The following is a 26,482-nucleotide window of genomic DNA, read 5'->3' as shown; positions in this document are numbered from 1 at the left end:
CCAAGCTGTGTGTGTGTCTGCGCCCCACCTCCCGCTCCCCCTAACCCCCCGCCTCCCCGTGCTCCCCGCCCCGGGCGCGCCTACTCGTCTTCCTCGAACGCGTCCCTGGCCGCCATGACCTCTTCGATATGGGTCTCCGACCACGTCTTCACGGCCACCAGCACCGGGACCAGGGTCCGGCCCAGGTCGGTCAGCTCGTAGTCGACGCGGACCGGGACGGTGGGGGTGACCGTCCGGGTCAGCAGGCCGTCCCGCTCCAGCTTGCGCAGGGTCTGGGTGAGCATCTTCTGGCTGGCGCCGCGGATGGTCTTCATCAGCTCGCCGTGCCGGCGCGGGCCGTCGGCCAGCGCGGACACCACCAGTGCGGCCCACTTCTCGGCGATGGTGGCCAGCACCTGCCGGGTCGGGCAGGTGGCCATGAAGGCGTTGTAGACCACCTTCTCGTCGGATCGGCGCTGCTCCGCGGTGCGGGTCATCCCGTCCTCCCTTAGGCACTGACAGGTGCCTACTTACGAATCGTACCCACCACGCCGCAGGGTGGAGGCACAGTCGTTGAGGAGGAAGTCATGCGAGTCATCGAGGTCCGGGAGTTCGGCGGCCCCGAGGTGTTGTCCCTGGTCGACCGGCCGGAGCCGGTCGCCGCCGAGAACGAGGTCCTGGTCCGGGTGCACGCCAGCACGGTCAACCCGGTCGACCGGGCCGTCCGCGCCGGCCGGATCCCCAACCTGACGGCGCCGCTGGTGCTGGGCTGGGAGTTCGCCGGCACGGTCGACGGCAGCGCCGTGGTCGGCATGGTGCCGTGGTTCGTGGTCCGACGCGGTACCAATGCGGAGTTCGTCGCGGTCCAGCGGGAGTGGCTGGTGCCGCTGCCCGACGGCGTCGACCCCGTCGCCGCCGCCACCCTGCCGCTGTCCGGGCAGACCGCCAAGCAGGCCCTCGACCTGGTCGGCGTCCAGGCCGGCCAGTCGCTCCTGGTCACCGGGGCCGGCGGCTCGGTCGGCGGCTTCGCCGTGCAGCTGGCCTCTGCCGCCGGCGTGCATGTCACCGCCATGGCCTCCGACGCCGAGTACGTCTCTTCCCTCGGTGCGAAATCCGTCATTGGTCGCGGCGACGTCCAGGGCCAGTTCGACGCGATCCTCGATGCCGGCCTGGCCGGTCCGAAGCTGATCTCCGCGGTCCGCGACGGCGGCGCCTTCGTCACTGTCAACGAAGGCGCCAAGCCCACCCCCGAGCGGGATGTCCGCGTCGACGCCGTGCACACCAAGCCCTCCCTGGACGACCTCGACGCCATCGTCACGGCCTACGCCAGCGGCCGCCTGCACACCCGCGTCGCCGACGCCGTGCCCGCCGCGAACGCCGTCGAGGCCCACCGCCGTGCCGACGCCGGAATCCAGGGCAAGCTCGTCCTCACGTTCTGAGCAGGCACGTCAATGCCAGCGCGGAGCGGCGGAAGTACTCCAGGTCCACCGTGCCGGGCTCCAGCACGGCCCGGCGGACCAGGCCGCCGAGCAGGGCGGCGAGGGCCGGGGCGAGCTGTTCGGCCTGCTCGTGCGTGACCTCGCCGTCCTTGTGCCGACGGCCGACGAACAACTCGGCCAGCCGGCCGGACGTCGTCAACGACAGGACGGTGGGGTCGCGCAGCATGAGGCCCGCCAGTTCGAGCTCGAAGGCGAAGCGGCGGCGCGCGTCGGAGGCGGTGGCGACCTGGTGGAAGGCGTCGGCGCAGCCGGTGAGCACCTCGGGCAGGGACAGCCGGGGATCCGACAGCTCGGCCAGGTGGCCGTCGAGCTCGTCGGCGTAGCGGGAGACCACGGCCAGCAGCAGGTTCCGCTTGCTGCCGAAGATGGAGTAGACGGCGCCGGTGGTGAGCTCGGCCCGCTCGGCGATGTCGTCGAGGCGGGCCTGCTGGTAGCCGCGCTCGGCCATCTCCACCAGCGCGGCGTCGATCAGCGCGTCCCGGTTGCGCTGCCGCGACTGGGAACGGGTCAACCGCATGATGCCAGCCTTCTGACCACCGCCAGTGCCGCCTCGGACTGCACGCACACCAGCTGCCGCACCGGGAAGGGATCCTGCGACAGCTCGGTTTCCCCGGCGGCGCACCAGGTGTCGAACAGCTCGTCGACCTGGCGCCGGATCCGGCGGGACTCGGGCGGCTGGTTGCCGGCGGCGTGCTCGACGGCCAACTGCCGGCGCATCATGCCGGCGGCCCGCAGCCGCAGCATGTGCACCAGCGTCGACGCCGCGAACGTCTCGGCCACCGTGGCCGGTCGCTCCGGCGTGTCGTCGGCCACCGCTTCGTTGGCCGCGGCCGCCGACAACGCGGTGGCCAGCGTGTCGGCGATCGACCTCCGCATCGGTGTCGGCACCACGAGCCACGGTCGCATCTGCTCGTACAAGTCGGACAGCACGCCCCTATCGTCCCGCAGTTCGACCGCCGTGTGTCGGAGAGTGTCCCCGTAGGACCGGCCCGACTCGGAAAGGTCGTCCGCCCGGGCATCGTGCCAGAACGGCACCTCGGTGATCAGGGTCGTCGTGCCGTAGCGCTCCGCGTAGTGCGCGCTGGAACCCCCGTGCCGCACCGAATCCCGCGTTCCCCGCGCCGCCGCCTCGATCAACGTCTCGGCCGGCGGCATCAGGTAGACGGCCGGCGCCGCGGTGTCCCAGCCCAGCGTGTCCACCGGGCCCAGCGACAGCGGAACCCGCTGATCAGCCGCCACCCGGCCCAGATCTTCGGCCATGCCGGGTAAACCGCCGTTGAGGATGAAGAACACGCCGCCGAAGTTCGCGTTGTGCAAGGAATACTGGAAGCTGGGCCGCAGCTCGTCGATGACCCGGGCCAGCGCCTCGGTCTCGGGCAGCGTGCGGTCGAAGAACGCCCGCTCGTCCAGCACCGGGAAGGTCCATTCCGGCTGGTCGGAGAACGCCGGGCGGTAGAAGTTCTCGTGGTAGTTGCGGATGGTCAGCGGGCCGGCGAACCAGCCCTCGTTGAGCCGGGTCCCGTCCGGGTCGATGCACGGCACGAAATGCCAGCTGAAGTTCATGCCCTCCCGTAACTCCGGCGTGGTCGCCACCCGGCGGGCCAGGTCGAGCACCGTGCGCAGGCCGATCGGCTCGTTGGGGTGCGGGCAGCCGACCACCAGCGCGTTGCGCCGGCCGTGGCCCACCGACAGCATGCGCAGCGGCTCACCCAGCCGCGACGTGCCGATGCGGCGGGTCCGGCACACCTCCGGCAGGTCCGCGGCCAGCTTCTCGACCTCGGAGACCACCTGGTCGACGGTCGGGATCACGCGCCACCTCCGGCAATGGTAATCAGACTACTTTCGTAATCAGATTACCGAAACGCGAGCGTTCCACATCCGCCACAAGGTTGGATGCGGTGGACGTTCGCGACAAGCCGACCGTGCACGGCGCCGCGGGGTCGATGAACAAGGTCTACGAGGTTCGCGCCGGGTTTCGTAGCGGCGGCCGGGTGACATGGCCCACCGGCGGCCTCGGCGTGGTGACACGATGCTGGCGGGTCCTTGCCTTATCCGCCCGCGACCCGCGTCGACCAGGGGTTTTGTGCTCGAATTGGGGCGTGGAGGAGTTTCGGGAGCTGCTGTCGCGGCACGTGGGGAGCACGGCGATCGACGGGATGCGGATCTGCCGGACGGGGCGGGCGACGGCGCCGGAGCGGGGGATGTCGGGGACGGCGCTGGCGATCGTGGCGGACGGCAAGAAGCGGCTGGGGCTGGGGGAGCAGCTGTACGACTACGGCCCGGGCCAGTACCTGGTGACCTCGGTGGACCTGCCGGTGATGGGCCACGCGACAGGGCCGGCGCTGGCGTTCGGCATGACGCTGGATCCGAGAGAGATCGCGAAGCTGGTGACGGAAGGGCCGCGAGAGCCGAAGCCGGGAACAGCGGTCAGTGAGGCGGGAACGGAGCTGCTGGACGCGGTGGTGAGGCTGTTGCGGCTGCTCGACCGGCCGAGGGACCGCGAAGCGCTGGCGCCGCTGTACAAGCGAGAGATCCTCTGGCGGCTGCTGACGGGGGAGCAAGGCGACCGGCTGAGGCAGATCAGCGCCCCCGACCGGATCACGCGCGCGGTGGGCTGGATCAGGCAGAACTACCCGAGGCGGTTCAAGGTCGCGGAACTGGCGCAGCGCGCGGGCGTGAGCGTGCCGACGTTCCACCGCGACTTCCGGACGGTGACGGCGATGAGCCCGATCCAGTTCCAGAAGCACATCCGGCTCCAGTCGGCCCGGCTGATGCTGGCCAACCCGGGCCAGGACGTCACGAGCGTGGGCTACGAAGTGGGCTACGACAGCCCCTCGCAGTTCAGCCGGGAGTACCGACGCGTGTTCGGGGCGACACCCAGCCAGGATCGGGCAAGCCGGTGAGAGGATCTCGCTAGCACCGGCAACGCGGCCCTGATGTGCTGGAACACATGGAATATCGCAAGCTGGGCCGGACCGGGATCGACGTCAGCGCGTACTGCCTGGGCACGATGATGTTCGGACAGATGGGCAATCCCGATCACGAGGAGTCGATCCGCGTCATCCACCGTGCCCTGGACGCCGGCGTGAACTTCGTGGACACCGCCGACGGCTATTCCTTCGGTGAGTCGGAGGAGATCGTCGGCAAGGCGCTCAAGGGTCGCCGCGACGACGTGGTGCTGGCGACGAAGGTGTTCTACCCCATGGACGACAAGCCCAACCACGGCGGCACCTCACGGCGCTGGATCGTCCGGGAGGTGGAGAACTCCTTGCGGCGCCTGCAGACCGACCACATCGACCTGTACCAGATCCACCGGCCGAACCCGGACACCGATATCGAGGAAACCCTGTCCGCGCTCACGGATCTGGTGCGCGGCGGCAAGGTGCGCGCGATCGGCTCGTCCACGTTCCCGGCCTCAGGGATCGTGGAGGCGCAGTGGGCCGCCGAGCGTCGCGGCTACGAGCGGTTCCGGACCGAGCAGCCGCCGTACTCGATTCTCAACCGGAGCATCGAGCGCGAGGTGCTGCCGACGATTCAGCGCTACGGCATGGGCACGCTGGTGTGGAGCCCGCTCGGCCAGGGCATGCTGACCGGCCGCTACCGCAAAGGCCAGCACCAGCAGACTCATCGTGGAAGCTTGATGCCGCAACACTTCGAGGACGAACGCCGGCTTGAGGTCGTGGAGCAGCTTGCCGCCGTGGCGGACAAGGCCGGCCTCCCCATGACCCACCTGGCGATGGCCTTCGCGATCAACCACCCGGCCGTGACGAGCGCGATCATCGGCCCCCGCACCATGGCCCAGCTCGACGACGTGCTCGCCGGCGCCGACGTGCGACTGGACGACGAGATCCTGGACCGGATCGACGAGATCGCCCCGCCCGGCGCCGACGTCAGCCCCAATGCCGTCGCTTACACGCCGCCGGAGATCAAGGACGCCAGGCTCCGCCGCCGCTAGCTCACTCGAACGGCTTGCGGCCGACCCCGGCGTACACGCCTTCGGGCCCGGGTTCCCGCACGCCGGCGTCGGGCCGCCAGGAGGGGGCGCTGACCAGGCCGGGGTCGATCAGGTCCAGGCCGGCCAACATCGGCGCCACGTCGTCGTAGGCGCGGAAGTACATGGGATCCCGGCTGTTGCGCATGGCCTCGACGACACCGTCCATGGCCTCGGGCTGATGGTCGGCGGTCAGGTGGGACAGCGCCACGAAGCTGCCGGCGGGCAGGGTGTCGCGGTAGGCGGCGACGATGCCGGCGGGGTCCGATTCGTCCGGCACGAAATGCATCACTGCCACCATCAACAGCCCGATGGGCTGGTCGAAGTCCAGGAACTCCCGGGTGACGGGCGCGTCCAGCACCGCATCGGGCCTGGTCAGGTCGGCGGCGAGCATGATCGCGTCGGGATCGTCGGCCAGCAGCAGCTCGCTGTGCGCGACGGCCACCTCGTCGTGGTCCACGTACAGCACGCGGGCCGACGGGGCGATCTCGTGCACGTTGCCGGCGGTGGGAATGCCGGAGCCGAGGTCCAGGAACTGGGTGATGCCCTGCTCGACCAGGCAGCGCACGGCCCGCCGCAGGAAGGAGCGGTTGGAGATGGCGACCTGCCGCCCGTGGGGCAGCACCTGGAGCACCCGCTCGCCGACGGCCCGGTCGGCGGCGAAGTTGTGCGCCCCGCCGAGCAGGTAGTCGTACACCCGGGCGGCGCTGGGCAGGTCGACGTTGACGTCCTTGGGCACCCACGCGGCCTGGTTGACGGTCACCAGTTCCCCCCCATTGCAAAAGTCGCCGGGCATCCGTTCGGCCCTGTGGGGCACCCTACCGCCGGGTCAGCCGCCGCCGGTCAAAGTCGACCGGATGGAGGCATGGACCGCAGGCGGTACCGCTGCACCTTGCCGGTGGCGGTGCGGGGGAGGCTGTCCAGGAACACCACCTCGCGGGGGTACTTGTACGGCGCGAGAGTGCGCTTCACGAAGTCCTGCAACTCGGCGGCGGTCACCGCGCTTTCGGCCCGCGGCACCACAAAGGCCTTGACCACGGCGCCGCGCTCGGCGTCGGGGGCGCCGATCACCGCGGCCTCCAGCACATCCGGGTGGTCCAGCAGCGCCGCCTCCACCTCGGGCCCGGCGATGTTGTAACCGGAAGAGACGATCATGTCGTCGTTGCGGGCCTCGAACCAGTAGTAGCCGTCGGCGTCCCGGTGGTAGCTGTCCCCGGTCAGCGTCCATCCATTGCGGACGGTCGTGCGCTGGCGCTCGTCGCTCAGGTAGCGGCAGCCGGTCGGCCCCTTCACGGCCAGCCGGCCGGAAACGCCGTCGGGCACGGGATTGCCGTCCTCGTCGAGGATCACCGCCTGGAAGCCCGGCACCACCAGACCGGTGGCGCCGGGCCGGATCTCCTCGTCGGCGGCCGCGATGTAGATGTGCAGCATCTCGGTGCCGCCGATGCCGTTGATGATGCGGATCCCGGTCTGCGCCAGGAAGTCCCGCCAGGTGGCCGGCGGCAGGTGCTCGCCGGCCGAGATGCAGCGGCGCAGGCCTTTGAGGGCGGATGCCTTACCTCCGGCCAACATTGCGCGGTACGCGGTCGGGGCGGTGAACAGCACGGTGACGCCGTGCTCGGCCACGGCGTCGGCCAGCTCGACAGGGGTGGCCCGCTCCAACAGCAGCGTGGAAGCGCCGGCGCGCAAGGGAAACAGCACCAGACCGCCGAGCCCGAAGGTGAAGCCGATGGGCGGCGAGCCGGCGAAGACGTCGTCCTGGCTGGGGCGCACCAGGTGGCGGGAGAAGGTGTCGGCGCAGATCAGCAGGTCCCGGTGGAAGTGCATGGTGGCCTTGGGCTTGCCGGTGGTGCCCGAGGTCGGCGCGAGGATGGCCACGTCGTCGGCGGCGGTGGCGACGCTGGCGAAGGTGTCGCTCGCGGACTCGGCCAGCGCGGTCAGATCCCCCGGATCCGGTCCGCCGTAAGCGATCGCGGGCAGGTCGGGCGCGCCGAGTTGGAGCTCAGCCAGGAAGCGGTGATCGCACACGGCCAGATCCGGTCGGGTCAGCTCGACCAGGTCGGCGATCTCCCGGGACCGCAGCAGCGGCATGGTGGTGACGGCGACGCCGCCGGCCTTGAGCACGGCGAACCACACCGCCACCAGCCACGGATTGTTCGGTCCTCGCAACAGAACGCGGTTGCCGGGCTTGAGTCCGAAGTGGTCGGTCAGCACGTGCGCGGCCCGGTTGGCCGCGCCGAGCAGGTCGCCGTAGGTCCACGTGCCGGTCTGCGTGCGCAGGCACGGGCGGTCCGGGCCGAGCCGCCGGACGGTGTCGTCGAGCAGGGCGTCGGCGCAGTTGAGCCACTCGGGGTAGTGCAGCTCCGGACGGTCGAAGACCAGGTCCGGCCAGGCGTCGACCGGCGGTAGGTGATCCCGGCAGAAGGTGTCCACGTGCGCTGATCTGACAACCGGCATCGGCAGCACCTCTTCGGTGAGGAGTTGTCCCCCAGTATGCCTCGCTGATGACGACAGTCAAGAGAACGCGATAAAGCTCAGGAGACGTAGTCCCTCGCGCCCTCGGCCAACCGCTCGCGCAGGGCGAAGAACAGGTCGGCGGCGCGGGTTCCGACCCAGTCCGAGGGCAGAAGTTCCACCGGCAGACCGGGATCCAGGTACGGCAGCCGCCGCCACGCCGTCAGCACGCGCACGTAGTCCACGAACGCCTCGCGGCCCTCGCCGCTGCGCTTGCGCTTCCACCGCTGCCACACCGGCTCGTGCTCGTCCAGGAACGCCGCGTACTGGCGCTCCAGCTCGTCGAGATCCCACCACTGCCGCATCTTCCCGGCCACGTCGCCGAAGGCCAGGTGGTCGGCGCGGAACAGATCGGCGTAGCCGTCCAGATCCTGTTGGCGCAGCATGGCCGCCGTCGCCTCGTGCAGGTGCGCGGGCGCGATCCACACGCCGGGCGCGGCCGTGCCGAAGCCCAGCCGGGTCAGCTGGGACCGCAGCACGTGCCGCTTGTTGCGCTCCGACTCCGGCACCGAGAACACGGCCAGCAGCCAGCCCTCGGCCAGCGTGGAGCGGTCCCGGCGGAAGATCCGCTCGTCGCCCTCGCGCAGCACCGCGAGGCCCTCGTCCGACAGGGCGTAGCCGGCCGCGCCGCCGCGCCGCTCGGCCACCAGGATGCCCCGCCGCTTCAGCCGTGAGATGGACGACCGCACCGCCGGCTCGTCGATGTCGAGATCGGCCAGCAGCGCGATGAGCGACGCCACCGACAGCCACCCGCCGTCGGCGCGCGCGTACAGGCCGTACACCGTGACGATGAACTGCCGCGGCTGAGCCGACCGCGCGCCGGAATCACCGTCCGTGAAAGCCTCTCCGGCCGCTGTGATCGCCATGCCGGAACTCTAACCGTGCCGCCCGCCCGGATGCAGGGAAGGACGCCTTACCCGCGTTGAACGAGGGTAAGGCGTCCTTCCCTGCATCAGGGGTGTCAACGCGCGTCCACGACGGGATTGCGCAGGGTTCCGATGCGCTCGATCGTGGCCTCCACGACATCGCCCGGCCGCAGGAACTGCTGCGGGGTGAAGCTCGCGCCGACGCCGGCCGGGGAGCCGGTGGAGATCACGTCGCCCGGTTCCAGGGTCATGCCGGCGCTGATGTCGGCGATCAGGTCCGGGATGCGGAACAACATGTAGCGGGTGTTGGACTTCTGCTTCACCTCGCCGTTGACCCGCAGCGACAGATCGAGGTCGTGCGGGTCGGCCAGCTCGTCGGCGGTGAGCACGGCCGGGCCGAACGGGGCGTAGGAGTCCTGGCCCTTGGAGAAGAACCACTGCCCGGACCGGCGCTGGTCGCGGGCGCTGATGTCGTTCATGATGCTGTACCCGAACACGTGCTCCAACGCGTCCTCGGCCCGCACACGTTTCGCCGTGCGCCCGATGATCACGGCCAGCTCGCACTCCCAGTCCAGCTGCCGGGTCATGTTCCCGTTGTGCTGGATGGGCTCGTCCGGCCCGACCACGGCGGTGGCCGGCTTGCTGAACAGCACCGGCCGCTGCGGCAGTTCCTTGTCGGTGTCCAGGGTTCGGGCCGACTCGGCGACGTGCTCGGTGTAGTTCAGGCCGATGCCGACGATCTTGCCCGGCCGTAGCGGGGCATGCAGGGTCACCGCTGAGAGGGGGTGCCGAACGCCGGTCTCCGTGAGTCCACTGTGGAGAATCGACTCCGCGGTGGTCTCGAAGACCTCGTTGTCCCGCAGGATGCCGACCCGGCGCCGGCCGTCGATCGAGTACGTGGCAAGCAGCATCTTCGAACGCCCCTATTCGACGGTCTGGTGGCCGTTGTTGTCCGGGTAGGCCTCCTCGCGCCAGAACGCGAGCGAGCGCATCACCGGGAAGTCGTTGTAGGAGAACAGCACGGCGTCATCGGTCAGGTGGCCGTTGGCGTGCTCGTGCCACGCCCACGACGGCACGCAGAACACGTCGCCCTCGTTCCAGTCGTACCGCGTGCCGGCGATCACCGAGTGCCCGCTGCCCTTGGCCACGGTGTACATCACGGAACCGGTGTGCCGGTGGGCCTTCGTGGCCTCACCCGGCCGCAGCATCTGCAGGTGCGCGCTCATCGTCGGCATGACGGAGCCGCCGGTGAGCGGGTTGCTGTACTCCAGGATGATGCCGTCGTAAGGACTTCCGTCGCTCGCCGCGGCGACGTCCAGGAGCGCTTGATAAGTCTGCTCCCACGGATAGGCGAACAAGGGGGAGTAGCACCTGTCCCAGGCCTCGTAGCCGTACGGGCGCAGCTGCCCGTGGCCGTAGGTCAGCAGCGAGGAGTTCACCACCTCGCCCTGCTTCTGGCACAGGTCCGGGTGCACCTCGTAGAAGCCGGCGTCGTGCGCGTTCACGAGCGGGATGTCCAGGCCGTCCTGCCAGATCACCGGCTCGTCCGAGCCTTCGTTGCCGTGCTCGTGCCACGTCCAGTTCGGGGTGATGGCGAAGTCTCGCGGGCCCACCTTGAGCTTCTGCCCGTCGACCACGGTCCACGCGCCCTGGCCCTCCAGCACGAACCGCAGCGCGGCGGCCTGATGCCGGTGCGCGGTCATGGATTCGCCGGGGCCCATCACCTGGAGGCCGCTGTAGAGCAGGCCGACCGAGGCGGAGATGTCCTTGCGGCCGGGGTTGACCAGCATCACCACCCGGCGGCCGGCGTCGTCGCCGGTGACCAGGCTGAGCGCCTCCAGCACCAGCGGCCGCAGCTCCTGGTACGACCACAGCGTGGGCACCGACTTCGGCTGCGGGTACCAGGGTTCGATGTCGTTCGCGACCGTCCACAGTGCACCGGCCTGGAACTGGCCGAGCTTCGAGTAGTACGCCTTGAGATCGTCCGTGTCGACCACTCGCGCGCGGCCGAGCACGTCATCGCTGAGGGTCATGCCGTTATCTCCTTATCTTGACGGTCGTCATCGTCGCGCTATACCGTGGAGGTGTCAAGGAGGTGCTCCCCTTGTTCGAGGTGACGATCGAGCGCGTGGTCGAGTGGTACGACACCGACGCGGCCGGCCATCAGCACCATTCGGTGATCCTGCGGTGGGCCGAGGCCGCCGAAGCCGAGCTGCTGCGCCAACACGGCGTGGCCTGGCTGTTCGGCCGCACGCCACGCGTCCGGCACGAGGTGAACTACCGCTCGCGGCTGTGGTTCGGCGAGCTGTGCAAGACCCGGTTCTGGGTGGAGAGCCTCGGCCGCACCTCGCTGACCTTCGCGTTCGAGGTGCACGGATCCCACGGCCTGGCGGCCACCGGTTCCGTCGTCGTCGTGCACGCCGAGCCCGACGAGGGGAAGGCCACCCCGTGGCCCGAGGAAGTCGTGGCAGCGCTCGGAGGCCGGTCATGAGCAGATATGCGGTGATCGGCGGCGGCCCGGCCGGGCTGTACTTCGCCGCCCTGGCCAAGAGCCTCGACCCCACGCGCGAGATCACCGTGTGGGAGCGCAACGCGCCCGACGACACCTTCGGCTTCGGCGTGGTGTTCTCCGACGAGACGCTGGACGGCATCGCCGCCGCCGACCCGGAGATCTTCGGTGCGATGGAGTCGGAGTTCGCGCGCTGGAGCGACATCGACATCCACTACCGAGGCCGCATCGAGACCTCCGGCGGCCATGGATTCGCCGCCATATCCCGGATGCGGCTGCTCCAGATCCTGCAGCAGCGCTGCCTCGACCTCGGCGTGGACGTCCGCTTCCAGTCGGTCGCGCCGACCGCCGCCGAGCTGTCCGGGGAGTACGACCTGGTGGTGGCGTCGGACGGCGTCAACTCGCTCACCCGCGCCGCCCACGCCGAGGTTTTCCAGCCCTCGCTGGACGTTCGCAACTGCCGGTACATGTGGCTGGGCACCGACCGGGTGTTCGAGGCGTTCACGTTCATCATCGCCGAGACGCCGCACGGGCCCATGCAGGTGCACGCCTACCCGTTCAGCGGCGACCGCAGCACCTTCATCGTGGAGATGACCGAGCGCACCTGGCAGGCCGCCGACCTGACCGACGAGTGCGGGCCGATGCGGCTGGCCGAGCTGCTCGGCGACCACCTGGGCGGCCACAAGCTGATCACCAACAACTCCAAGTGGCTGCGCTTCACCACCGTGCGCAACAAGACCTGGCGGCACGGCAACATCGTGCTGCTCGGCGACGCCGCGCACACCGCCCACTTCTCCATCGGCTCCGGCACCAAGCTGGCCATGGAGGACGCCCTCGCGCTGGCCGCGAACATTCAGCGCCACCAAGGCATTCCCGCGGCGTTGGAGCGGTACGAGGCCGACCGGCGGCCGGTCGTGCAGTCCACGCAGCGGGCCGCCCAGGCGAGCCTGGAGTGGTTCGAGACGATCGAGCACGCCGTGGGCAAGGCGCCCGAGCAGTTCGCGTTCAACCTGCTCACTCGCAGCCGCCGCGTCACCTACGACAACCTTCGACAGCGGGACCCCGCCTACCTGTCGCGTTTGGACGGTTGGTTCGGCGACGGCAACCCGCCGCTGTTCCAGCCGTACGAGCTGGGAAATCTGCGTCTGCGAAACCGGATCGTCAGCGCGCCGATCACCTTGGACGCCGCCGTCGATGGCGTGCCCGGGGACGTGGAGTTCGCGCACCTGGTCGGCAAGGCGTTCGGCGGCTCCGGCCTTGTGCTCACCGGCCGGACCGCCGTCAGCGCGGAAGGGAGGAAAACCCCGTCCTGCACGGGTCTTTACACCGACGAACACGTGCGCGCCTGGCGGCGGATCACCGACTTCGTCCACTCACAGACCGGTTCACTGATCGGCGTGCAACTCAGCCATGCCTCCCGCGATCTCTCGCTGCGCGTGGAGGACCAGTTCGCGCAGGCCGCGCGGCGGGCCGTCGAGGCCGGCTTCGACGTCATCGAACTCCAGGCCGGGCACGGGAATCTGCTGTCCGTGCACCTGTCCCCGCTGACCAACCCGGGGCTCGACCGGTCGTTCCCGTTGCGGGTGCTGGACTCCGTCCTCGGCGAGCTGCCGGTGATCGTGCGGATCTCGGCCGTCGACTGGGCGCCCGGTGGAACCACCATCGAGGACGCCGTCGAGACCGCGGCGGCGTTGATGGCCCGCGGCGCCGCGGCGATCGACGTCTCCAGCGGCGAAGTCGTGGCCCACGAGAAGCCGGCGTACGGACGCAGTTACCAAACCCCGTTCGCCGAACGGATCCGCGCCGACGTCGGCGCCCCGACCATCGCCGTCGGCGGCATCTCCTCCTACGACGACGCGAATTCCATCGTGCTCGCCGGCCGTGCCGACCTCGTGGCCATCGGCCAGGCCCAGCTCCACGACCCGTCCTGGCCGCTGCACGCCGCCGCTTCTCTCGGCTATGCCGGCGAGGGCGCGTTCTGGCCGGCCATGCACCGGGCCGGCAGCCGACGACCCCTGTCCGCCGGCCGCCCCCGCCCGCAGCTTTCCCTGCGCCCCACCGAGGATCTCGTGCACCGACGCTGGAGGGCCAATGGATGAGTTCCCGCGGTTCACCGCCGCCGCCGTCCAGGCCGCGCCCGTCTACCTGGACGCCGCCGCGACCGTCGACAAGGCCGTGTCCCTGATCCACGAGGCCGCCGCCAACGGCGCCACCCTCGTGGCGTTCCCCGAGGTTTTCGTGCCCGGGTACCCGTACTGGAACTGGACCATGAACCCGGTCGACGGTTCCCCCTGGTACGAACGGCTTTACCGCTCCGCCATCGATGTCCCCGGGCCCCATGTCGAGACCCTGTGCGCCGCCGCCAAGGCCGCTGGATGCACCGTGGTCATCGGCGTCAACGAACGCGGACCGCACAGCCTGGGCGTGCTCTACAACAGCGTGCTGACCATCGGCCCCGACGGCACTCTCCTGGGCGTGCACCGGAAACTGGTGCCCACCTGGGCCGAGAAGCTCACCTGGACCAACGGCGACGCCAGCTCCCTCCGTGTGCACCAGACGCCCATCGGCCCGCTCGGTGTGTTGGCGTGCGGCGAGAACACCAACACCCTGGCCCGCTTCGCCTTGCTGGCCCAGGGTGAGCTCGTGCACGTGGCCGGCTACATCTCGCTGCCGGTCGCGCCGACCGACTACGACATGTCCGAGGCCATCGCCATCCGCACCGCCGCACATTGCTTCGAGGGCAAGCTGTTCTCCCTCGTCGCCTGCTCGACCATCACCGAGGAGATGATCGAGATCGCCGCCGGCGACAACGCCGTGATCGCCGAACGCATGCGCCGCAAGCGCAGCGCCCTGTCCGGCATCTTCGGCCCCGACGGCCGTCCCCTCGTCGACCCCCTCATCGACGAGGAGGGCATCGTCTACGCCGAGATCGACCTCGCCCGCTGCATCCAGCCCAAGCAGATGCACGACATCATCGGCCACTACAACCGCTTCGACATCTTCCACCTCACCGTGGACAACACCCCCCGAGCGCCGGTGACCTTCACCGCCTAGGGTCGGTTGTATGACCACAACGATCGGCTCCCTCACCGTCGGCCCGCGCTGCCTGGGCACCAACGTCTTCGGGCGCTCCGTGGACGCTCCCGGTGCGGCCCGGATCCTCGACGCCTTCGTCGACGGCGGCGGCGACCACGTGGACACCGCCGCGCTGTACGGCGGCACGCTGTCCGAGAGCTACATCGGGCAGTGGGGCAAGCGGGACGGCGTGGTGATCGCGACCAAGATCGGCTGGCCCGACGACGCGAACCACCCGGGCCTCCGGCCGGCGACCATGCGGGCCGCCGTCGATGGCTGCCTCCAGCGGCTCGGGACCGACCGGATCGACCTGCTCTACACCCACCACGACGACGAGACGGTGACCGTCCCCGAGATCATCGACACCCTCGACGAGCTGGTCCGGGCGGGCAAGGTGCGGGAGATCGCCGCCTCCAACCTGTCGCCCGAGCGTCTGACCGAGTCCCTGGAGTACTCCGCCAGCAACGGCAAGGCCGCCTACGTCGCGCTGCAGCCGCACTACAGCCTGATGTCCCGCGACACCTACGAGGGGCCGCTGGCCGCCGTGGCCGAGAAGTTCGACCTGGCCGTGTTCCCGTACTTCTCGCTGGCCATGGGCTTCCTGACCGGCAAGCACCGCCCCGGCGTGACCGCCGACTCCGTGCGCGCCGGCGGCGTGGCCCAGTACGTCGACTCCGAGCGTGGACGCAAGGTGCTCGCCGCCCTGGACGCCATTGCCGCCGCCACCGGCGCCGAGCTCGCGACCATCGCCCTGGCCTGGCTCGGCTCGCGCAAGCAGGTCGCCGCCCCCATCGCCAGCGCCCGCAAGCTCGACCAGCTCCCCGCCCTCCTGGCCGCCCCCTCCCTCCACCTCACCCAGCCCCACCTCGACGCCCTCACCGCCGCCTCGGCCTGATGCAGGGAAGGACGCCTTACCCGCGTTCAACGAGGGTAAGGCGTCCTTCCCTGCATGTCGGGGGTATCGCGGGCGTGCCGAATTGACAATGGGGGTTGCTGAAACTGCGATGGGGTGGTGGGTGACGAGCTGGAGCAGGTGCTGACGGAGGTGGGGCCGCGGCTGCGGGCCCTGCGGGAGCAGCGCAACATCACGCTGGCGGCGCTGTCCAAGGCGACCGGCATCTCGGTGAGCACGCTGTCCCGCCTGGAGTCGGGCGGCCGCCGACCGAGCCTGGAGCTGCTGCTGCCACTGGCCAAGGCCTATCAGGTGCCCCTCGACGAGCTCGTGGGCGCCCCGCCGACCGGCGACCCGAGGGTGCATCTGAAGCCGTTCCGCCGCGGCGACGAGACGATGATCCCGCTCAACCGCCAGCCCGGCGGCCTGCGGGCGTTCAAGCACATCATCCCGGCCGGCGTCCGCCTCGAACCGGACCTCAAGACGCACGAGGGCTACGAGTGGCTGTACGTGCTGACCGGGCGGCTGCGGCTGGTCCTGGGCGAGCACGACATCGTGCTGAAGGCGGGGGAGGTGGCGGAGTTCGACACGCACGTGCCGCACTGGTTCGGCAACGGCGACGACCGCCCGGTGGAGGTCCTGAGCCTGTTCGGCCCCCAGGGGGAGCGGATGCACGTCCGGGCCGCGCCCAGGAATTCTGGAGTGGACGGTCCGTAAACTGGGGTCATGACCGAGCGCCTGACTGCCAAGGGGCGGGCGACCCGTGAGCGGATCGTCTCGGCCGCCGCGCTGCTGATGTTCGAGCACGGCGTGGCCGGCACCAGCACCGAGGACGTGCAGACCGCGGCCGAGGTCAGCACGTCGCAGGTCTACCACTACTTCCGCGACAAGAAGGCCCTGGTACGGGCGGTGATCGCGCACCAGACCGAGGTCGTCGTGGGCCACCAGGAGCAGATGCTGGCCCGGCTGGACTCCGTGGCGTCGCTGCGGGCCTGGGCCGACGCCATCGTGGCCCTGCAGCGCGAGCTGGAGTGCCGCGGCGGCTGCCCGATCGGCTCGCTGGGCTCGGAGATCGCCGAGCACGACGCCGACGCCCGGGCCGACGTCGTGCTGGGCTTCAACCGCTGGGAGCGGGCGATCCGGGACGGCCTGCACGCCATGCGCGACCGCGGGGAGCTGCGCCGCGAGGCCGACCCGGACCAGCTGGCGATCACCCTGCTGACCACCTTGCAGGGCGGCCTGGCGCTGACCCAGCTGCGGCGCGACACCGTGATGCTGGAGATCTCGCTGACGCAGGTGATCGACTACATCGAGTCGTTCACGGCCTGATCTCGTCCAGCGCCGCGAGGATCTCCGACGCCTCGGTGCGGGTGGTGTAGTTCGGGTGCACGTCGATCCAGCGGATCACGCCGTCCGCGTCCAGCACGACGGTCGTCGGCATCGGCAGCGCGACCGTGCCGTCCGCGTTGATGCTGGTCAGGTCCATTCCCAGCGCCTTCTGGGCGCCGACGGCCGCGTCGGTCGGCGCGGTGAGGATGCCCAGCTTGCCGGCGATCTGGTTGCCGGGATCCGACACCACGGCGTACGTGAGGGCGTTGGTCTCCCGCATGCTCAGCGAGCCGTCGGGCTTCTGCGGGCTGAGGGCGACCAGCGTTGCGCCACGCGCGGTCAACTCCGGCACCAGTTCCGCTTCGTATGCCCGCAGCGCGACGTTGCAGTACGGGCACCAGGCGCCGCGGTAGAAGACCACCACCGCCGGCTTTCCTCGCGTGACCTCGGCCAGCGTGGTCGGCTGTCCGTGGGCGTCCAGCAGCTCACCGTCCGGCATCGGGCTGCCCGGCTCGGCCACCCCCGACGGCGTCCCCGCCGCGTCCAGCCCCTGCTGCTCCTCGGTGAACGGCCGTGCCACCTCTGCCGGCAGCTGGCCCGCCATACCGGCCTGCATCTGTTCGACCTGCTCCGCGATCGTCACGATCCCCAGCCTTCATAGTGGAGTGTTCACTCCATTCCACCCCGCCAATTCTGGAGTGTCAACTCCAAAACACCGCGAGTCCCGCTCTCGGGCACTCATATGTCGACTTCGGAACCCCCGCGAGTCCCGCTTAGCGTCACACCGAAATACGGATTCCGGCAGGTCAGCAGTCGGTCTGGAACACCAGGGCCTTGGCGCTGGCCGCCCACTGGTACGGGATCTGCCGGAACCAGTCCCACCAGGGCAGCGGCGAGGTCGCCACGGAGATCGTGCCCGGGAAGCACCGGCTGATCCGCAGCTGCGCGCGCAGGGCGTGATCGGGCGTGGTGACGATGATGACCGACCGCCAGTGCCGCTGCGCCGCCATCTCGCCGATGTAGCGGGCCTCGCCGCGGGTGGTGCCGGGGTCGGGGTTGAAGCACAGCACCTCGACGCCCTCGACCGCCGGCAGGCACCGGTGCGTGCCGGCCTCGACCGGCACCGTCGACTGCGCGACCACCGGCGCCCGGCCGGAGCGCACCAGCGCCATGGTCGTCGCGTCCCGATTACCCGGACCGGCCAGCTCGATGATCGCGTCGGCGTGCGCGGGCAGCGGGTTCAGGTCCGGCAGCACGAACAGGCGCACCGTGGCCACGCCGAACACCACCAGCACCAACACCACGACCACGGCCAGCTTGCGACGCCAGGTGGTGGTGACCGGCTGCTCCATGACCGGTACATCGTTCCATCGCGCGCGGACGTTGCCGGGATCTAGGCTCCGTGTCGTGCGTCGCATCGTGGTGAAGCTGAGCGGCCGGGCCATCGCCGGGCCCGACGAGTACGGATTCAGCGCCGCCGCGCTGGATCACCTGGCGTCCGAAGTGATCTCCGTGCGGCGGCTGGGCATCCAGGTGGCGGTGGTCGTCGGCGGTGGCAATGTCTTTCGGGGCAACAGATCCGAGGCGTGGGGCATCGACCGGGTCGAAGCGGACAACATCGGCATGCTCGGCACGGTCATCAACAGCCTGCTGCTGCGCGGGCGGCTCACCGCGCTGGGCGAGCACGACGTGCGGGTGATGACCGCCGTGCCGATCGACGCCGTGGCCGAGCCGTACATCCGGCTGCGGGCGGTGCACCATCTGGAGAAGGGGTCCGTGGTCATCCTGGCCGGCGGGATCGGGCAGCCGTTCCTGACCACCGACTATCCCAGCGTGCAGCGGGCCATCGAGATCGGCGCCGACGCGTTGCTGGTGGCCAAGCACGGCGTCGACGGCGTCTACGACAGCGACCCGAACCAGCATCCGGAGGCGCTGCGCTTCGCCCGGTTGACCTACGCCCACGTGCTGGACAACGAGCTGGGCGTGATGGACCAGTCCGCGTTCATCCTGGCCCGCGACCACAAGCTGCCGATGCACGTGTTCGACATCGAGCGCACGGGCGTGATGGCGGCGATCTGCGGCGGCGAGCGGCTGGGCACCTATATCGGGCCGGACGTCGAGCGATCGGTGCACGCGCACGATCGGCGGTAGCCTGGCTTTCATGGCCGATCTTCACGAGTACCGGCGGAAACGGGATGCCCGGCGCACTCCGGAGCCGGTGCCCGCGGACGGTCCGCTGCCCGTCGGCGACGACGACGTCTTTGTGGTGCAGGAGCATCACGCCACCCGGCTGCACTACGACGTGCGGTTCGAACGAGATGGCGTCCTGGTGTCGTGGGCCGTGCCCAAGGGGCTGGTGATGAATCCCGGCGCGGTGCGGCTGGCCGTGCACACCGAGGACCACCCCATGGAGTACGCCTCGTTCGAGGGCGACATTCCCAAGGGGGAGTACGGCGGCGGTCACGTGTCCATTTGGGACCGTGGCACGTACGAGACGCACAAGTGGACCGACTACGAGATCGACGTGACCTTCCACGGAACACAGCTCGACGGGCGCTATGTGTTCATCCACAAGGAGGACAAGGACTGGCTGGTCCGCAAGCGTGGCAAGCGGATCAACACCTCGACCATGGTCGAGGTCGAGGGGCGGCGGCTGAAGCTGACCAACCTGGAGAAGATCCTCTATCCGGCCGACGGCTTCACCAAGGCGCACGTCATCGACTACTACCGCCAGGTCGCGCCGGTGCTGTTGGCGCATCTGGCCGAGCGGCCGGTGACGCTGAAGCGCTTTCCCGACGGCGTGGACTCGCAGTCCTTCTTCGAGAAGAACGTCTCCCGCCACGCGCCGGAGTGGTTGCGCACCATGACCTTGCCCACGCCGGGCAGCTCGCGCGGGGCCGAGACCCTCGACTTCGCCATGATCGACGACCTGCCGGGCCTGGTGTGGTCGGCCAACCTGGCGGCCCTGGAGCTGCACGTTCCACAGTGGACCGTCGGCCCGCGCGGCGGCGTGCGGCCGCCCGATCTGCTGGTCTTCGACCTCGATCCGGGCCCCGACACCACCGTCGTCGAGTGCTGCGAGGCCGCCCTGCTGATCCGGGAGATCCTGGCCGAGGACGGGTTGACCGGCTTCCCCAAGACCAGCGGCTCCAAGGGGCTTCAGATGTACGTCCCGGTTCAGGTCCGCGACCCGGAGCGCACCTCCGAGTACGCCAAGGCCGTGGCTCAGCGCCTTGCGTCCGCCCACCCCGACCGGTACGTCGCCGTGATGGCCAAGGCCCGTCGTGGTGGCCGGGTTTTTGTCGACTGGAGCCAGAACAACCCGGCCAAGACCACCGTCGCGCCGTACTCGCTGCGGGCTCGCGACATGCCGACCGTGTCCACGCCCGTCACGTGGCGTGAGGTCGAACGCTGCCGCAAGCCGGCCGACGTCACCTTCACCGCGCCGGACGTCCTGGCCCGCCTGGCCAAGCACGGCGACCTGCTGGCCGATCTGCACAAGGAGCCGGGCCGGCTGCCGCGTCCTTAGGGTGTCGATGCGGTTCGATTTGGGCACGGTGACTCGTTGTCCAGCGTGGGTGTGGACCTATTTCGCACATTTATCGTGAGCGTCGCCGGTGGTTGCGACGCGTCAACGAAGGCCGTCGTGAATACCGTGGGTGCCAATAGCATCACGCGGCGGCGATTTGTATACCGTAGTCATCCCATGACGGGACCATCACGTGGTCCATTCGTGTATAGGGATCGTTGCGGCCCAAATGCTCTGCGGATATGGCAGTTGACGTGCATGGATGTGGAGATTCGGACAGTGGTGACCGCTATTGCGACCTGGCCTGTGATCCAGTTCATAAGTTAAGATGTGGATGAAGTTCAGGTCTGCCTGCCTGAGGTTTGTTTTGCCATGCAATGCGAACTTGAGGAGGCATGACCATGCGCCGCCGTGGTTTGGTGCGGATTACTGCTGTGCTGGCCGCCCTGACATTTGTCGCTGCCTGCGGATCGAAGGGGCCGGCCGGATCGCTGAGTGCGGACGCCGGTCAGGGCCACCTGACCATCGGCATCCGGTTCGATCAACCCGGGCTGGGTGAGCGCACGCTCAACGGGGAGTTCAAGGGCTTCGACGTGGACGTGGCCAAGTACGTGGCCAACGAGCTGGGCGTCAGCCCGGAGAACATCACCTGGAAGGAGGCCCAGCCCACCTACCGGGAGACGCTGCTGACCAGCGCCAAGGTCGACATGGTGGTCGCCGCGTACACGATCAGCGACGAGCGCAAGAAGCTGGTCGACTTCGCCGGCCCGTACTTCACCCTCGGGCAGGACCTGTTGGTGCGGCTGGACGACCCCTCGATCACCGGGCCGCAGTCGTTGAACGGCAAGAAGCTCTGCACGGTGCCCAACACGACGTCGGCCCAGGCCGTGAAGGACAAGTTCGCGCACGAGGTCGCCCTGGTCGAGTACCCGCGGTACACCGACTGCATCACGGCCCTGCTGGCCGGCATCGTCGACGCCGTCACCACCGGTGACGTGATCCTGGCCGGCTACGCGGCGCAGAACCCTGAGCTGCTCCGCATTGTCGGCAAGCCCTTCACCAACGACGCCTACGGCATCGGCCTGCGCAAGGGCGACCCCGACGGCATGGCCAAAGTGGACGCCGCGCTGCGGAAGATGATCACCAGCGGGGCGTGGCGGGCGTCGGCGCAGGCCAATCTCGGCGCCTCCGGCTACCAGCTGCCCTCACCGCCGGCCATCACCGAGCACTGAGGGCTTCGGGCCTCCGGCGGCGGGATCCGTCGCCGGGGCGCCCCGCCGTCAGACCGAGCCGACGAGTTCGGTCAGGGCCTGGCCGAGCGGGCGGTCGACCCGCACCGTGGCCTCCTTGTCGCCCCGGGTCCGGCCCTTGTTGATGATCAGCACCGGCTTGCCGGCGCGGGCGGCGTGCCGCACGAAACGCAGGCCGGACATGACGGTCAGGGAGGAACCCAGCACCAGCAGGGCATCGGAGTCGTCGACCAGCTGGTAGCACTGCTCGACCCGTGGGCGCGGCACGTTCTCGCCGAAGAACACGACGTCCGGCTTGAGCACGCCCTGGTCGCACCCGCCGCAGTCGACCAGGGAGAACCCGGCCACCACCTGCTCGTCCAGCTCGACGTCGCCGTCCGGGTTGATGCGGGTGGCGACGCCACCGAAGTCGGGATTCACGGCGTGCAGGCGCCGGTCCAGCTCGTCGCGGGGCGAGGTCTCGCGGCAGCCGAGGCAGATCACGCGGTCCAGGCTGCCGTGCAGCTCGATCACGTCGGTGGCCCCGCTGGCCTGGTGCAGGCCGTCCACGTTCTGCGTGATGACGCCGGTCAGCAGGCCGCGTTTCTGCAGCTCGGCGACGGCACGATGGCCGTCGTTCGGGGCCGCGCGGGCGATGGTGCGCCAGCCGACGTGGCTCCGGGCCCAGTACCGCCGGCGGCCGTGCTCGGTGGCCACGAAGTCGTCGTAGGTCATCGGGGTGTGCCGGCGCAGGCTGCCTTCGTCGCCGCGGTAGTCGGGGATGCCCGACTCGGTGGAGAGGCCCGCGCCGCTGAGCACGGCGACCCGGCCGCGCCCGACAACGTCGACAACCTCGGTCAAGCTGGTGGTGCGCGGCAGCTCCGCACCGGGATCGGTCCAGGTCAGGGTCGGTCGAGTCCGCACCTTTGCAGCTTACGTTTCAGCGGGCCGGCGGTGTGGTCTGCGTGATCTGCACCAGGAAGTCGGCGTTGGTGCTGGTCTTGCGCAGGCCGTCCAGCAGCACGTCCACGTCCCGGCCCTCCAGGGCCCGGCGCATGCGGCGGGTGGCGGCGAGCTCGGCCGGCGTCATCAGCAGCTCCTCGTGGCGGGTGCCGGAGCCGGTCACGTCCACGGCCGGGAACACCCGCTTGGCCGCGATCTTGCGGTCCAGGCGCAGCTCGGCGTTGCCGGTGGCCTTGAACTCCTCGAAGATCAGATTGTCGCCCAGCGAGCCGGTGTCGACCAGCGCCGTGGCGAAGATGGTCAGCGAGCCGCCGTCCTCGATGTTGCGGGCCGCCGCCAGGAACTTCTTCGGCGGGGCCAGCGCGCCGGCGTCGATGCCGCCGGACAGGATGCGGCCCGAGTTCGGGGCCGACAGGTTGTAGGCGCGGCCCAGCCGGGTCAGGGAGTCCAGCAGCACCACCACGTCCCGGCCCATCTCGACCAGGCGCTTGGCCCGCTCGATGGCCAGCTCGGCGATGGCCGTGTGCTCCCTGGAGGGCTGGTCGAACGTCGCCGCGATCACCTCGCCCGGCACCGATCGGGCCAGGTCCGTGACCTCCTCCGGGCGTTCGCCCACGAGCACCAGCATCAGGTGGCACTCCGGGTGGTTCTTGCTGATGCCGTGCGCGATCGCTTGCAGCACAGAGGTCTTGCCCGCCTTCGGCGGGGCGACGACCAGGGCGCGCTGGCCCTTGCCGACCGGCGTCACCAGGTCGGCGACCCGGGTCGTGAGCAGGTGCGGCTCGGTCTCCAGGCGGAGCCTTTCGTTGGGGTACAACGGGGTCAGGTTCTCGAACTGCGGACGGCGATAGCCCGGCCGCTGGCCGTTGACCGTGTCCACGCCGACCAGTTTCCCTGCGGCGGTGGCCTTTCCGGTGACGGAGTCGCCCCGGCGCAGCCCGCTGTCGCGGACCTGCGTCGTGGTGACCTGGACGTCGTCGGGGCCGGGAAGGTAGCCGTCGACCCTGAGGAAGGCTCGGTTGTTGACGATGTCGAGGATGCCGCCGACATCCTCGAACTCGGTGTTGTTGTTGGTGTTCATGGGTTTGTGTTCCTTGCTTCGATGGATGCGGCAGGCAGGCCGCGGACAGAGATCTCTCGCAGAAGGCTGCGGTGATGGATCTCGGTGGTGAGTTCCTCTGGTGGGGGAGTGATCCGCACCCACTTGAGGTAGACAATGCGGATGGTAGGGCACTCGGCCCGGGCCGCGCAAGTGTGTTCCCGGCGGCTCGCTCCGTAGCATGATCATCCGGGGCGCTATCGTTCTCGCATGCAGCGTGGCGAGATCGTGGCGGTGTGGAGGCGTGACGTCGCTTCTTCCGATGGTCCGCTGCCCGGCGCCGTCCTGGACCCGATGCCCACGCCGCACGGCTGGTGCGGTCATGTCAGCGGGACGACTCCGCAGCTGGCGGCGGCTGCCGCCGCTCGGATCGCGTCGATATACGGCCTGCCGGACCGGTCTCTCCTGGTGGAAACAACGGAGGGCGGTGGCGTATTCCTGTGGGCCTATCGCGCCTCGTCCGCCGCCGACTACCACCGCCAGTGGCCGCAGCCGGTCATCGACGGCTCCGAGTTCACCGACGTGCCCCGCTCCGGCTCCGGCACCAGCCTGCTCGACTACGTGCGGCTGACCGAGATGGCCCGCAAGCACCAGGCCGAGTGGCTCGACCTGCGTGGCGGCCGGCCCGTCGACATCCAGCGCTTCAGCCGGCGGCTCAGCCTGCTGCGGGCCGGCGTCATCGACATCCTCACCCGCTCCGAGTCCGTCCAGGTCCGGGAACTCCTGCTCCGCGTGGGCGTGCCGGCCGAATCCCTGCCCGACGACATCCTGCAGGCGCTGGACTACCCCATCGGCGGGCTGCCCACCGTGCCTCGCGCCCGTGGCGTCGCGTTCACCTCGGACGGCGACCGGACGGACCGGATCGCCAAGTAGGTCAGCGCGTCGGCAGCAGGCCCATGCCCTGGGCGCGGAGGACGGCCATCAGGCGGTCGGTGGCGGAGAGCTTCCGGTAGAGGTTCTCGGTGTGCTTGTGGACCGTCCGGTTGGAGATGCCCAGCCGGCGGCCGATCGCCTCGGCCGTCATGCCGTCGGCCAGGAGGCTGAGCACGGCGATCTCGCGTGGCGTCAGCTTCGTCTCGGCCGCCGACTCCAGGGGCTGCTCCTGTTGTCGCACGGACTCGGCCCACTCGGTGAGCTGGCGTACGAAGCGGTCGACACTCACCAGCAGCGGCTGCATCCGGCGCACGTAACTCCGCTCCCGGTCATCGAATTCTCCGCCGTCGCGATGCACCACGAACGTCCGGAACTGCCCCTTCGCCTTGGCCGGCAAGGGAATCGCGATGTGCCGCACCACTCCCACCGTCTCGTGCAGCGTCGCGTACGCCTCCGTTCGCCGCCACACGCTCATCTCCGCCACGTCGGTCACCGCCAGCGGGCGTTGATCCCCCGTGCGGGCATAGTGCTCCGGCAGCGGATGGCCGCCGTCAAGTCCCTTGCGCAGCAACCGATCCAGCGGCAGCGAGCCCACCCACTCCGGCGCCCAGGCCTCCACCCGCGCCGTCCCCGCCGGGCCGTTCACGTCCGACAGCAGCACCATCGTGCCGCCCAGCGCCCGCGCCAGCTCCTCCGCCACCAGGGGCCACGGGGACTCCGGCGCCGCCGTGTCCATCACCGCGGCCGCCAGGTCCAGCATGCGCTCGTAGTCCCGCGTCGACAGGCCGCCCATGGATTCCCCTCAGAATTCGGACAGCCCCATGTATAGCGCACGTCACCCCAGGGCCGCATCGATCTTCGCCAGGCACCCGGCCAGCGCGTGCCTCTCCTTCGCGCTGAGCGATTCGACCAGCCCGGCCTCGTGTTCCAGCAGCTGCCGCACGGTCTGCTCGATCAGACGGTGTCCGGCATCCGTGAGCCTCACGGCCACGGCCCGCCGCGACGCCGTCGACGGCGCCCGCTCCACCAGACCGGCTTCCTCGGCGCGGCCGATCCGCTGCGAGATCGCGCCCGCCGTGACCAGCGTGCGGCGCGTGATCTCCCGGGTCGTCAGCTCGTACGGCTCTCCCGCGCGCCGGATCACGCTGAGCAGATCCAGCGTCGACGGATCGACCCCCAGCGCCGCCAGCGTCCGCCGCCGATCGTCGGCCAACGCCTTGGCCGTGCGCCAGAGCGGCGTGATCACCGCGATCGAGTCGGTGGCCGCCCCCGGCAGCTCACGCGTCCACGCCTCCACGATGTCCGCGACAGGCCAGGTCGGCACCGGATCGTCGAGCGGATAGTTGGACATCGCCCTGCCTCCTAGCTACGTTTAGCGCTAAACATAGCAGCGAGAGGGTTGGTCATGACGCGCAAGGTGCTGGTCACGGGCGGTAGCGGCGGCATCGGCAAGGCGGTCGCGGCCCGGTTTCGCCGGGCCGGGGACACGGTGGTGATCACCGGGCGGGACGGGGCGCGGCTGGCGGCGACCGCGAAGGAGATCGACGCCGAGCCGATCGCCTGCGACGCCGCCGATCCGCGCCAGGTGCGGGAACTGGCCGAGGCGATCGGGCCGGAGTTGGACGTGGTGGTCAACATGGCCGGAGGCAACACGGATATCGGTCGGCCGTCGGCGACCGACCTGGCTGACGTGGCGGCGTCCTGGCGCGCGAACCTGGATGCCAACCTGCTCAGCGCCGTCCTCACCACCACGGCGGTGCTCGACAAGCTGCGCCCCGGCGGCACGGTGATCAACGTGGGCTCGATCGGCGCGGAGTACGCCGGCAGCGGCTACGGCGCAGCGAAGGCGGCGTTGCATGCGTGGACGGCCGGACTGTCGGCCGCGATCGGGCCGCGGGGCCTGACGGCCAACCTGGTGTCGCCGGGCTACATCGAGGAAACCGACTTCTTCCAGGGCCGGCTCACCGATCAGCGCCGCGAGGCCCTGATCGCCGCCACCCACACGGGACGCGCCGGCAACCCGGACGACATCGCGGCGACGGTGGAATTCCTGGCGTCGACGGGGGCACGGCACATCACCGGGCAGACGGTTCACGTCAACGGGGGCGCGCACACCACCCGTTGACGTGAACCGT

Annotated in this window: 27 protein-coding genes and 2 pseudogenes; 15 read left to right on the top strand and 14 right to left on the bottom strand. The window is 69.9% G+C overall.

From position 1 onward, the window contains the following. Nucleotides 1-80 precede the first annotated feature (80 nt). Nucleotides 81-476: a helix-turn-helix domain-containing protein gene (locus AB0M73_RS39910; RefSeq protein WP_363902794.1), complete on the bottom strand. Its 396-nt coding sequence runs from the start codon at nt 474-476 to the stop codon at nt 81-83. A gap of 90 nt (nt 477-566) precedes the next feature. Here AB0M73_RS39910 and AB0M73_RS39905 point away from each other — a divergent pair, with 90 nt between their 5' ends. After that, the gene (locus AB0M73_RS39905; RefSeq protein WP_363902791.1) at nt 567-1,418 is read left to right on the top strand and encodes an NADP-dependent oxidoreductase; all 852 of its coding nucleotides are present in this window, start codon (nt 567-569) and stop codon (nt 1,416-1,418) included. Here the strand turns inward: AB0M73_RS39905 and AB0M73_RS39900 are convergent. Both AB0M73_RS39900 and AB0M73_RS39895 read right to left on the bottom strand, forming a co-directional pair. Further along, nucleotides 1,408-1,995: a helix-turn-helix domain-containing protein gene (locus tag AB0M73_RS39900; RefSeq protein WP_363902788.1), complete on the bottom strand. Its 588-nt coding sequence runs from the start codon at nt 1,993-1,995 to the stop codon at nt 1,408-1,410. The two genes, AB0M73_RS39905 and AB0M73_RS39900, sit on opposite strands and share 11 nt — an antisense overlap. Continuing rightward, nucleotides 1,986-3,287 (bottom strand): M14 family zinc carboxypeptidase, encoded by a 1,302-nt coding sequence (locus AB0M73_RS39895; protein ID WP_363902785.1) that lies wholly within the window; start codon nt 3,285-3,287, stop codon nt 1,986-1,988. Before AB0M73_RS39895 ends, AB0M73_RS39900 begins: the two co-directional genes overlap by 10 nt. Nucleotides 3,288-3,376: 89 nt before the next feature. Here AB0M73_RS39895 and AB0M73_RS39890 point away from each other — a divergent pair, with 89 nt between their 5' ends. After that, on the top strand, nt 3,377-4,381 hold the full coding sequence (locus AB0M73_RS39890) for an AraC family transcriptional regulator (protein WP_363902782.1): 1,005 nt from the start codon (nt 3,377-3,379) through the stop codon (nt 4,379-4,381). A gap of 47 nt (nt 4,382-4,428) precedes the next feature. Further along, nucleotides 4,429-5,433 (top strand): aldo/keto reductase, encoded by a 1,005-nt coding sequence (locus AB0M73_RS39885; RefSeq protein ID WP_363902779.1) that lies wholly within the window; start codon nt 4,429-4,431, stop codon nt 5,431-5,433. A gap of 1 nt (nt 5,434) precedes the next feature. Here AB0M73_RS39885 and AB0M73_RS39880 read toward each other — a convergent pair whose 3' ends face one another. From AB0M73_RS39880 to AB0M73_RS39860, 5 genes are all read right to left on the bottom strand, one after another. Then, nucleotides 5,435-6,232, bottom strand: a complete 798-nt coding sequence (locus AB0M73_RS39880; protein ID WP_363902776.1) for an SAM-dependent methyltransferase — start codon at nt 6,230-6,232, stop codon at nt 5,435-5,437. 80 nt (nt 6,233-6,312) lie between these two features. Then, nucleotides 6,313-7,926, bottom strand: coding sequence for an AMP-binding protein (locus AB0M73_RS39875; protein ID WP_363902773.1), 1,614 nt, complete (start codon nt 7,924-7,926; stop codon nt 6,313-6,315). Nucleotides 7,927-8,003: 77 nt separating this feature from the next. Further along, nucleotides 8,004-8,843, bottom strand: coding sequence for a PaaX family transcriptional regulator C-terminal domain-containing protein (locus tag AB0M73_RS39870; protein ID WP_363902808.1), 840 nt, complete (start codon nt 8,841-8,843; stop codon nt 8,004-8,006). A 101-nt stretch (nt 8,844-8,944) separates the two neighbouring features. Next, the gene (locus AB0M73_RS39865) at nt 8,945-9,760 is read right to left on the bottom strand and encodes a fumarylacetoacetate hydrolase family protein (protein WP_363902770.1); all 816 of its coding nucleotides are present in this window, start codon (nt 9,758-9,760) and stop codon (nt 8,945-8,947) included. Nucleotides 9,761-9,772: 12 nt separating this feature from the next. Beyond that, nucleotides 9,773-10,882 (bottom strand): cupin domain-containing protein, encoded by a 1,110-nt coding sequence (locus tag AB0M73_RS39860; protein ID WP_363902767.1) that lies wholly within the window; start codon nt 10,880-10,882, stop codon nt 9,773-9,775. A 62-nt stretch (nt 10,883-10,944) separates the two neighbouring features. On the opposite strand from AB0M73_RS39860, the gene AB0M73_RS39855 reads away from it, so the two are divergent. The 6 genes from AB0M73_RS39855 to AB0M73_RS39830 all read left to right on the top strand — a co-directional run bounded on the left by AB0M73_RS39855 (nt 10,945) and on the right by AB0M73_RS39830 (nt 16,654). Beyond that, nucleotides 10,945-11,340, top strand: coding sequence for a thioesterase family protein (locus AB0M73_RS39855; RefSeq protein ID WP_363902764.1), 396 nt, complete (start codon nt 10,945-10,947; stop codon nt 11,338-11,340). Beyond that, a complete protein-coding gene (locus tag AB0M73_RS39850) occupies nt 11,337-13,457 on the top strand; it encodes an FAD-dependent monooxygenase (protein ID WP_363902761.1) in 2,121 nt (706 codons plus the stop codon). Before AB0M73_RS39855 ends, AB0M73_RS39850 begins: the two co-directional genes overlap by 4 nt. Further along, on the top strand, nt 13,450-14,412 hold the full coding sequence (locus AB0M73_RS39845) for a carbon-nitrogen hydrolase family protein (protein ID WP_363902758.1): 963 nt from the start codon (nt 13,450-13,452) through the stop codon (nt 14,410-14,412). Before AB0M73_RS39850 ends, AB0M73_RS39845 begins: the two co-directional genes overlap by 8 nt. 10 nt (nt 14,413-14,422) lie before the next feature. Next, nucleotides 14,423-15,328, top strand: a complete 906-nt coding sequence (locus AB0M73_RS39840; RefSeq protein ID WP_363902755.1) for an aldo/keto reductase — start codon at nt 14,423-14,425, stop codon at nt 15,326-15,328. Between the two features lie 117 nt (nt 15,329-15,445). After that, entirely contained in the window at nt 15,446-16,042 is a 597-nt protein-coding gene (locus AB0M73_RS39835) for an XRE family transcriptional regulator (protein ID WP_363902752.1), read from the top strand. A gap of 9 nt (nt 16,043-16,051) precedes the next feature. After that, nucleotides 16,052-16,654 carry a TetR/AcrR family transcriptional regulator gene (locus tag AB0M73_RS39830; protein WP_363902749.1) on the top strand — a complete coding sequence of 201 codons (603 nt, stop codon included), beginning with the start codon at nt 16,052-16,054 and terminating at the stop codon, nt 16,652-16,654. Here the strand turns inward: AB0M73_RS39830 and AB0M73_RS39825 are convergent. Together AB0M73_RS39825 and AB0M73_RS39820 are read right to left on the bottom strand one after the other, a co-directional pair. After that, the gene (locus AB0M73_RS39825; protein ID WP_363902746.1) at nt 16,644-17,297 is read right to left on the bottom strand and encodes a peroxiredoxin-like family protein; all 654 of its coding nucleotides are present in this window, start codon (nt 17,295-17,297) and stop codon (nt 16,644-16,646) included. The genes AB0M73_RS39830 and AB0M73_RS39825 overlap by 11 nt on opposite strands. A 163-nt stretch (nt 17,298-17,460) precedes the next feature. Then, a complete protein-coding gene (locus tag AB0M73_RS39820; RefSeq protein WP_363902743.1) occupies nt 17,461-18,006 on the bottom strand; it encodes an ElyC/SanA/YdcF family protein in 546 nt (181 codons plus the stop codon). 55 nt (nt 18,007-18,061) lie between these two features. On the opposite strand from AB0M73_RS39820, the gene pyrH reads away from it, so the two are divergent. From pyrH to AB0M73_RS39800, 4 genes and pseudogenes are all read left to right on the top strand, one after another. Next, nucleotides 18,062-18,805 (top strand): UMP kinase, encoded by a 744-nt coding sequence (pyrH, locus tag AB0M73_RS39815; protein WP_363902741.1) that lies wholly within the window; start codon nt 18,062-18,064, stop codon nt 18,803-18,805. 10 nt (nt 18,806-18,815) lie between these two features. After that, nucleotides 18,816-19,247, top strand: a pseudogene (locus AB0M73_RS39810) (DNA polymerase ligase N-terminal domain-containing protein); the annotation flags it as partial. Between the two features lie 36 nt (nt 19,248-19,283). Then, complete coding sequence (ligD, locus tag AB0M73_RS39805; RefSeq protein ID WP_363902805.1) at nt 19,284-20,183, top strand: non-homologous end-joining DNA ligase; 900 nt, start codon at nt 19,284-19,286, stop codon at nt 20,181-20,183. Between the two features lie 401 nt (nt 20,184-20,584). After that, nucleotides 20,585-21,415: a glutamate ABC transporter substrate-binding protein gene (locus tag AB0M73_RS39800; RefSeq protein ID WP_363902802.1), complete on the top strand. Its 831-nt coding sequence runs from the start codon at nt 20,585-20,587 to the stop codon at nt 21,413-21,415. Between the two features lie 48 nt (nt 21,416-21,463). Here AB0M73_RS39800 and AB0M73_RS39795 read toward each other — a convergent pair whose 3' ends face one another. Continuing rightward, on the bottom strand, nt 21,464-22,336 hold the full coding sequence (locus tag AB0M73_RS39795; protein WP_363902739.1) for an NAD-dependent protein deacetylase: 873 nt from the start codon (nt 22,334-22,336) through the stop codon (nt 21,464-21,466). Between the two features lie 16 nt (nt 22,337-22,352). After that, nucleotides 22,353-23,423 (bottom strand): annotated as a pseudogene (locus AB0M73_RS39790) (transcription termination factor Rho, short form); the annotation flags it as partial. A 261-nt stretch (nt 23,424-23,684) separates the two neighbouring features. Between AB0M73_RS39790 and AB0M73_RS39785 the strand changes: the two are divergent. After that, nucleotides 23,685-24,347 carry a hypothetical protein gene (locus AB0M73_RS39785; RefSeq protein WP_363902736.1) on the top strand — a complete coding sequence of 221 codons (663 nt, stop codon included), beginning with the start codon at nt 23,685-23,687 and terminating at the stop codon, nt 24,345-24,347. A 1-nt stretch (nt 24,348) separates the two neighbouring features. Here the strand turns inward: AB0M73_RS39785 and AB0M73_RS39780 are convergent, their stop codons facing one another. Then, entirely contained in the window at nt 24,349-25,140 is a 792-nt protein-coding gene (locus AB0M73_RS39780; protein ID WP_363902733.1) for a LuxR C-terminal-related transcriptional regulator, read from the bottom strand. Between the two features lie 42 nt (nt 25,141-25,182). Then, complete coding sequence (locus AB0M73_RS39775) at nt 25,183-25,698, bottom strand: MarR family transcriptional regulator (RefSeq protein ID WP_363902730.1); 516 nt, start codon at nt 25,696-25,698, stop codon at nt 25,183-25,185. 54 nt (nt 25,699-25,752) lie between these two features. Here AB0M73_RS39775 and AB0M73_RS39770 point away from each other — a divergent pair, with 54 nt between their 5' ends. Next, nucleotides 25,753-26,472, top strand: a complete 720-nt coding sequence (locus AB0M73_RS39770) for an SDR family oxidoreductase (RefSeq protein WP_363902727.1) — start codon at nt 25,753-25,755, stop codon at nt 26,470-26,472. Nucleotides 26,473-26,482: the final 10 nt, after the last annotated feature.

The sequence above is a fragment of the Kutzneria sp. NPDC051319 genome, from assembly GCF_040682195.1.
Classification (GTDB): domain Bacteria; phylum Actinomycetota; class Actinomycetes; order Mycobacteriales; family Pseudonocardiaceae; genus Kutzneria.
The sequence above is the reverse complement of the archived record's forward strand: the minus strand, read 5'-3'. Positions and strand labels throughout refer to the sequence as shown.

Coding starts and splice junctions, on each gene's coding strand:
- AB0M73_RS39910 (WP_363902794.1), bottom strand. CDS start 476: ATGACCCGCACCGCGGAGCAGCGCCGATCCGACGAGAAGGTGGTCTAC.
- AB0M73_RS39905 (WP_363902791.1), top strand. CDS start 567: ATGCGAGTCATCGAGGTCCGGGAGTTCGGCGGCCCCGAGGTGTTGTCC.
- AB0M73_RS39900 (WP_363902788.1), bottom strand. CDS start 1,995: ATGCGGTTGACCCGTTCCCAGTCGCGGCAGCGCAACCGGGACGCGCTG.
- AB0M73_RS39885 (WP_363902779.1), top strand. CDS start 4,429: ATGGAATATCGCAAGCTGGGCCGGACCGGGATCGACGTCAGCGCGTAC.
- AB0M73_RS39875 (WP_363902773.1), bottom strand. CDS start 7,926: ATGCCGGTTGTCAGATCAGCGCACGTGGACACCTTCTGCCGGGATCAC.
- AB0M73_RS39865 (WP_363902770.1), bottom strand. CDS start 9,760: ATGCTGCTTGCCACGTACTCGATCGACGGCCGGCGCCGGGTCGGCATC.
- AB0M73_RS39860 (WP_363902767.1), bottom strand. CDS start 10,882: ATGACCCTCAGCGATGACGTGCTCGGCCGCGCGCGAGTGGTCGACACG.
- AB0M73_RS39850 (WP_363902761.1), top strand. CDS start 11,337: ATGAGCAGATATGCGGTGATCGGCGGCGGCCCGGCCGGGCTGTACTTC.
- AB0M73_RS39845 (WP_363902758.1), top strand. CDS start 13,450: ATGGATGAGTTCCCGCGGTTCACCGCCGCCGCCGTCCAGGCCGCGCCC.
- AB0M73_RS39840 (WP_363902755.1), top strand. CDS start 14,423: ATGACCACAACGATCGGCTCCCTCACCGTCGGCCCGCGCTGCCTGGGC.
- AB0M73_RS39830 (WP_363902749.1), top strand. CDS start 16,052: ATGACCGAGCGCCTGACTGCCAAGGGGCGGGCGACCCGTGAGCGGATC.
- AB0M73_RS39820 (WP_363902743.1), bottom strand. CDS start 18,006: ATGGAGCAGCCGGTCACCACCACCTGGCGTCGCAAGCTGGCCGTGGTC.
- ligD (WP_363902805.1), top strand. CDS start 19,284: ATGGTCGAGGTCGAGGGGCGGCGGCTGAAGCTGACCAACCTGGAGAAG.
- AB0M73_RS39800 (WP_363902802.1), top strand. CDS start 20,585: ATGCGCCGCCGTGGTTTGGTGCGGATTACTGCTGTGCTGGCCGCCCTG.
- AB0M73_RS39785 (WP_363902736.1), top strand. CDS start 23,685: ATGCAGCGTGGCGAGATCGTGGCGGTGTGGAGGCGTGACGTCGCTTCT.
- AB0M73_RS39780 (WP_363902733.1), bottom strand. CDS start 25,140: ATGGGCGGCCTGTCGACGCGGGACTACGAGCGCATGCTGGACCTGGCG.
- AB0M73_RS39775 (WP_363902730.1), bottom strand. CDS start 25,698: ATGTCCAACTATCCGCTCGACGATCCGGTGCCGACCTGGCCTGTCGCG.
- AB0M73_RS39770 (WP_363902727.1), top strand. CDS start 25,753: ATGACGCGCAAGGTGCTGGTCACGGGCGGTAGCGGCGGCATCGGCAAG.